Here is a 6,325-nt window from a genome sequence, read left to right as displayed (position 1 = left end):
GTCGCCGTCGACGGCGACCGGGCCCCTTCCGCTTCCCCTCTTCTCCGGCTCGGGTCCTCTTGAGCCCGGGGACGGCCGTGCCCGGGTCTGCCCGAGCCTTAGGACGGCCGTTCCCGGGTCTGCCCGAGCCTTAGGACGGCCGTGCCCGGGTCCTTCCGAGGACCCGCCGCAGCCGTGCCCGGCTCTCCCGGGCCCTGGGACGGCCGTGCCCCCGAACGGCCGCCCCGGGCGTATCAGGGCAGTTCAGGGCAGGAAGGCGTCCTGGCGGAGCAGTTCGGCCCGTACGGCCGGCCCGTCGGCCCCGCCCCGGTCCGCCGTCAGCGCGGCGGCGATCCCCGCGGCGTGGCCGGTCGCGAACGCGGTGCCCATGACCCGCAGCGACCCCCCGGCCAGCCGGTCGCCGTCGAGGTTGCGGCCGGCCGCGAAGAGATTCCCGGTGCCGGCGCTGCACACCGCCCCGAACGGGATCTCGTAGTATCCGTCGCCCTCGATGAACCGCCACTCCGACGGCACGCCCGGTCCCGGGTGGTACTCCACCGGCCAGGCGCCGAGCGCGACGGCGTCGTCGAACCGGCCCGCGCCGAGCACGTCGTCGTCCGTCATCCGGTAGCGGGCCTCCACGTGCCGCGACTCACGGGTGCCCAGCTCGGGGCCGGTACTGACGATGTAGGCGCCCGAGCAGCCCGGCAGGGAGCGGATCACCTCCAGGTAGGCCCGCGACTGCTCGCGCGCGGAGACCTCGGCCCGGCTGGTGTCACGCGCGTCGCGGGCGTCGTAGGCCTCGTCGACCAGGTAGGCGATGACGTCGCCGGAGACCGGCAGGCGGGCGACCAGTCCCTGCTCGGCCAGCAGGGGCCCCACTCCGCGTTCCCGGGCGGCGCGGACGGCCTCGCGGACCGTCTCCCTGGTGACCGGGGCGTCGGCGGGCACCCCGCCGAAACGGACGCCGAGGGAGCCGTTCTGGACCATGCCGCCGGAGCCGTAGCGGACCCCGGCTCCGGCGCGGGTGGCGAGGTCGGCCTCGCCGGTGGCGTCCACGAACGCGTCCGCGGTGATCTCGTGGACGCCCGAGTGGTCGGCGACCAGGGCCGAAACGATCCGGCCGTCCTCCCGCCGGGCGTCCAGCAGCGTGCTGTGCAGCCGCGGTTCCGCGCCCGCGCCGACGCACACGTCGTCGAGCACCCGCTTGACGGTCTCCGGGTCGAAGACGACGGCCACGGCGGTGAACCTCTGCGGCCCGGTGACGGCGTCCTCCGCGCGCAGGCCGGCCATCACCTCCTCGGCCACGCCGTACACCACCTGCCGGTACGGCTCCGCCCGCGTGTACAGGCCGCAGTAGGTGAGCACGTTGCGCAGGGTGGCGGCGCCGCCCAGGCACGGGCCGCGCTCGACGAGGAGCGTGCGCGCCCCGGTGCGGGCGGCGCCCACGGCGGCGGCGACCCCGCCGGATCCGCCGCCCGCGACGATCACGTCGTAGTGCTCGGTCATCTGGATCATGCCGCCTTTCCGGGTTCGCGGACGAAGAACATGAGGATCGCGCCGACGAGCGGGCCGACCGCGAGGGCGGCGAACGCCGCGAAGAACGAGCCCGTCGCCTGGAAGATCGCGCCGATGACGACGGGGACGATGACGCTGCCGAGCTGCCAGACCGCGTTGGTCGCCCCCGCCGCGGAGCCGGCCAGGCGGCTGCCGGACAGCTCGGGGATCATGGCGACCATGAGGGGGCTGTAGAGGTAGGCGCCGATCCCGAGGAAGGGCGCCACGAGGAGGAACTGCAGCGGGGTGCTCATGGAGCCGAAGACCAGCAGCGCGGCCACGAAGAACAGCAGGACGGCGATGGACGGGATCCTGCGGCCCCGGCCGATGAGGTCGGTCACCAGGCCGACCAGCGGCTTGCTGACGACGGCCACGATGGCGAAGACCACCACCACGGTCCCGGCGGTCACCGGGTCGACGCCGTTGCCCTTCACCATCAGAGTGTTCGACCAGGTGATGAAGCCGTAGGTGCCCCACAGGCCGCCGAAGCCGGCCAGGCCGAGCAGGAGCAGGTCGCGGTTGCCCACCAGCGGGCGCACGTCCGGCTTGCGCGGACCCTCCCCGGCCGCCGCGTTCCCCTCGCCTCCGGCTCCGGGAGCGCGGCGGCGCAGGAGCAGGAAGCAGACCACGGCCAGCACCATCGAGACCACGCCGAACACGTGGTACGAGGTCTCCCAGCCGCTCGACCGGATCAGCCTCGGCACGACGGCGTTGGCGATCACGGTGCCCAGCGAGGTGGCCGTCATGAACACCCCCATGGCCAGCCCCCTGCCCTGCGGGGTGAACCACACCGCGATGAGCTTGACCCCCGCCGCGTAGTCCGCCCCGGCGAACAGGCCGATGAGCGCCTGGAAGGCGATGCCGGCCCCGGCGGAGGGACTGGAGCCGAACAGCACCATGAACGCGCCGGCCACGAACAGCGACCCGGAGAGGATGTTCCGGGCGCCCAGCCAGTCGGTGAGGAAGCCGCCCCCGGCGTTGGAGATGACGTAGCCGACGTAGTAGGCGGTCGCGATGACGCCGAGACCGGCCAGGGACACCCCCAGCGCCTCGCCGACCGAGGCTGAGGCGGGACCCCAGGTGGACCGGTCGAGGGAGGTCATGGTGAATGACGCCCAGCACAGCAGCAGGACGGTCCAGCGGTACGGGGACGAGGTACCGGCCGCGTCCCGGCGCGGCATGGTGCGAACGCTCATGAAAGCCCTTTCGACGCCGGCTGACCGGATACGGGGGTCGATACCGGCCAAACGGTGGGAGTGGGCTCACGTTACTGCTTGCGTAGCGCGGTGAGGAAAGGTCATCGTGAGTTTCTTCTATGAGGAACAAAACCCCGGGTCGACGCGGTGGCGGCCCCGGAACCCGAGGTAGCCCCCCTGGCCGGAAGCATCCGCATCCGGCGGGGCCCGAAGCGGACGGCCGGGCCGGGAGCGCCCGAGAACCCGGGCGGGGGACCCCGAACCCGGGGCCCGGCAACCGCTCCGCCCCGCCGTACGAAACCATGGACATAGGGGGGAGGGGGGAGAGCGCCATGGGCGACCTGATCGAGGAGCGGGCACTGCGGGCGCTGAGCGAGGCGTTCGACGCCACCGCGCCCGTCGTCCGGCACGACCGCAGGGAGTTCCCGGAGGGCACCCCCTTCCTGTCGCTGCGCCTGCCGGGCTCCGCCGACGCGGCGGTCTTCCTGGACGACAGCCGGTGGATCTACCTGAGCGAGCCGGAACGCGGCCGGATGCCCACCCAGTTCGCCGCCGGCCGGGTGGACGACGACCCCGAGCTCGTCGTCCGGCGTCTGGTGGCGGTCCTGGCGCCGCCCCGCGGGGACCGCCTGCCGGTCCGCCTGCTCAAGGCGTTCCTGCTCGCCCTGATCGCCGGGCTGGGCGTGGGCATGCTGAGCGTGGTGATCATGGCGGTGCTCATCGCGGGCAACGGCTACCTGTCGGAGACGGCGATCGCCTGGGCCTACGGCCTCGGCGGGCTGTTCGCCCTCGCAGCGGGGAGCTGGACGGCGGTCCGCTGGTGGAGGGCGGGCTGACCCCGCGTGGCCGCGCCCGTCGTGGGCAGTGACCGGGGAGACGAGGCACGGGAGCCACGGGAGCACGGCAGGGGAACGGGAGTGAACGGCATGGCGGAACTGCTGGCGGTCTGCAACGGGGGAGCGGGGAGCGCCGACGACGCCGCGCGCGACGCGGCGCTGAAGACGCTGCGCGCCGGGGCCGACGTCGTCGAGGTCACGGCGGGCGAGGGGGAGGGGGACCTCGACGAGGCGCTCGCCGCCCACCCCGGCCGGGACGTGGTCGTGATGGGCGGCGACGGATCACTGCACGTGACGGTCGCCGCCCTGCACCGGCGCGGCGAGCTGGGCTCCCGCGTCGTGGGGCTGGTCCCCATGGGCACCGGCAACGACTTCGCCCGCGGGCTGGGCATCCCGCTGGACCCGGAGGCGGCCGCCCGCGTCGTGCTCGCCGGCCGGCCGCGTCCCCTCGACCTGCTGGTGGACGACGAGGGCGGCATCGTCGTCAACGCGGTGCACCTCGGCGTCGGGGCGGAGGCGTCCGAGCGGGCCACGCCGCTCAAGCCCGGCCTCGGAAAGCTCGCCTACGCCGTCGGCGCGCTGCTCGCGGGCGCGCGGAGCACCGGCTGGCGGCTGCGCGTGACCGTGGACGGCCGGACCCTCACCGACCGGCGGGTGCTCATGCTCGGCGTCGGCAACGGCGTCACCATCGGCGGCGGCACCCCGCTGACCCCGAAGGCCAGGCCCGACGACGGCATGGTGGACGTCGTCGTGGCGCTGACCACCGGGCCGGTGCGGCGGCTCGTCTACGCGCTGCGGCTGCGCGGCGGCCGCCATCCGGAGCTGCGGGACGTCGTCACCGCCCGGGGCCGCGACGTGGCGGTCGAAGGGGAGCCCGCGCCGGCGAACGCCGACGGGGAGCTGACCGGCCCGGCGGCCAGGCGGCACTGGAAGGTCGTCCCCGCCGCCTGGCGCATGTTCACCCAGCCGTGATCCCGGAGGGCGCCCCGGCCGCGATCGCGGAGGCGCCCCCGGCCGCGACCCTGGAAGCGGCCCCGGGAGCGCCCCGGCCGTGACCCCGGAGGCCGCCGCGGAAGCGGCCTCGGAAGTGCCTTACTTCAGGGCCTGCGAGACCAGGTCCCGGGCGGCCTCCTGCACCCGGGCGAGGTGCTCGGGCCCCTCGAAGGACTCGGCGTAGATCTTGTAGACGTCCTCGGTGCCGGAGGGCCGGGCGGCGAACCAGGCGCTGTCGGTGACGACCTTGACCCCGCCCAGCGGGGCGTCGTTGCCGGGCGCGCTGGTGAGCACCTCCCTGATCGGCTCACCGGCCAGGGTGTCGGCGGTGACCTGGCCGGCCGAGAGCCGGGACAGGATCGCCTTCTCCTCGCGGGAGGCGGGGGCGTCCACCCGGGCGTAGGCGGGGTCGCCGAACCTTCCGGTCAGCGCGGCGTAGTGCTCGCTCGGCGAGCGGCCGGTGGTCGCGATGATCTCCGAGGCCAGCAGCGCCAGGATGATCCCGTCCTTGTCGGTGGTCCACACCCCGCCGTCGCGGCGGAGGAACGACGCCCCGGCGCTCTCCTCGCCGCCGAAGCCGAGGGAGCCGTCCAGCAGCCCCGGCACGAACCACTTGAATCCGACCGGCACCTCGACCAGGCGCCGGCCGAGGTCGGCGGCCACCCGGTCGATCATGCCGCTGCTCACCAGCGTCTTGCCCACCCCGGCGCCGGCCGGCCAGTCCGGCCGGTGGGAGTAGAGGTAGGAGATCGCCACGGCGAGGTAGTGGTTGGGGTTCATCAGGCCGCCGTCGGGGGTGACGATGCCGTGCCGGTCGGCGTCGGCGTCGTTGCCGGTGGAGACGTCGTACGCCTCGCGGTTCTCGATCAGCGAGGTCATCGCGTACGGCGACGAGCAGTCCATCCGGATCTTGCCGTCCCAGTCGAGGGTCATGAACCGCCACGTCGGGTCGGTCAGCGGGTTGACCACCGTCAGGTCCAGCCGGTGCCGCTCGGCGATCTCCCCCCAGTAGGCGACGCTCGCCCCGCCCAGCGGGTCGGCGCCGATCCGCACCCCGGCCGACCGGATCGCGTCGATGTCCAGCACCGAGGGCAGGTCGTCGACGTAGGCGCCCAGGAAGTCGTGCCGCCCGGTCGTGTCGGCGGCCAGCGCCCTGGTGTAGGGGACGCGCCGCACGCCCTTCAGCCCCTCCCTGATGAGGGTGTTGGCGCGGTCCTGGATCCAGGAGGTGGCGTCGGTGTCGGCGGGACCGCCGTTCGGCGGGTTGTACTTGAAGCCGCCGTCGGAGGGCGGGTTGTGCGAGGGCGTCACCACCACGCCGTCGGCGAGGCCGGCCGTACGGCCCCGGTTGTGGGTGAGGATCGCGTGGGAGACCGCCGGGGTCGGGGTGTAGCCGTCGCGGTCGTCGATCAGGACCCGCACCCCGTTGGCGGCGAAGACCTCGAGCGCCGACACCCGCGCCGGCTCCGACAGCGCGTGGCTGTCGGCCCCGAGGAACAGCGGGCCGTCGATGCCCTGCTCCGCCCGGTACTCCACGATGGCCTGGCTGGTGGCGAGGATGTGGTCCTCGTTGAAGGCCGTCCTCAGCGACGAGCCGCGGTGGCCGGAGGTCCCGAACGCCACCCGCTGCCCCACCTCGTCGGGGTCGGGTCGCAGGGAGTAGTAGGCGGTCACCAGCCGGGCCACGTCGACCAGGTCGGACGGCTGGGCGGGCTTGCCCGCGCGCTCGTGCGTCATAAGAAGTCTCCTCACCTCACCAGGGCC

Annotated in this window: 5 protein-coding genes; 2 read left to right on the top strand and 3 right to left on the bottom strand. The window is 74.2% G+C overall.

Translation table 11 applies throughout. The features are described from left to right. Positions 1–243: 243 nt before the first annotated feature. Both AB0D67_RS36495 and AB0D67_RS36490 read right to left on the bottom strand, forming a co-directional pair. A complete protein-coding gene (locus tag AB0D67_RS36495; RefSeq protein WP_362946212.1) occupies positions 244–1,497 on the bottom strand; it encodes an FAD-dependent oxidoreductase in 1,254 nt (417 codons plus the stop codon). Continuing rightward, on the bottom strand, positions 1,494–2,732 hold the full coding sequence (locus AB0D67_RS36490; protein ID WP_362946210.1) for an MFS transporter: 1,239 nt from the start codon (positions 2,730–2,732) through the stop codon (positions 1,494–1,496). The genes AB0D67_RS36495 and AB0D67_RS36490 overlap by 4 nt, the downstream gene beginning before the upstream one ends. A 332-nt stretch (positions 2,733–3,064) precedes the next feature. Between AB0D67_RS36490 and AB0D67_RS36485 the strand changes: the two genes are divergently transcribed. Together AB0D67_RS36485 and AB0D67_RS36480 are read left to right on the top strand one after the other, a co-directional pair. Further along, the gene (locus AB0D67_RS36485; RefSeq protein WP_362946208.1) at positions 3,065–3,568 is read left to right on the top strand and encodes a hypothetical protein; all 504 of its coding nucleotides are present in this window, start codon (positions 3,065–3,067) and stop codon (positions 3,566–3,568) included. 90 nt (positions 3,569–3,658) lie between these two features. Beyond that, positions 3,659–4,540, top strand: a complete 882-nt coding sequence (locus AB0D67_RS36480) for a diacylglycerol kinase family protein (protein WP_362946215.1) — start codon at positions 3,659–3,661, stop codon at positions 4,538–4,540. Between the two features lie 120 nt (positions 4,541–4,660). Here the strand turns inward: AB0D67_RS36480 and pgm are convergent, their stop codons facing one another. Then, entirely contained in the window at positions 4,661–6,298 is a 1,638-nt protein-coding gene (gene pgm, locus AB0D67_RS36475; protein ID WP_362946205.1) for a phosphoglucomutase (alpha-D-glucose-1,6-bisphosphate-dependent), read from the bottom strand. Positions 6,299–6,325 lie beyond the last annotated feature (27 nt).

Source organism: Streptosporangium sp. NPDC048047 (assembly GCF_040653115.1).
Lineage (GTDB): Bacteria > Actinomycetota > Actinomycetes > Streptosporangiales > Streptosporangiaceae > Streptosporangium.
The sequence above is the reverse complement of the archived record's forward strand: the minus strand, read 5'-3'. Positions and strand labels throughout refer to the sequence as shown.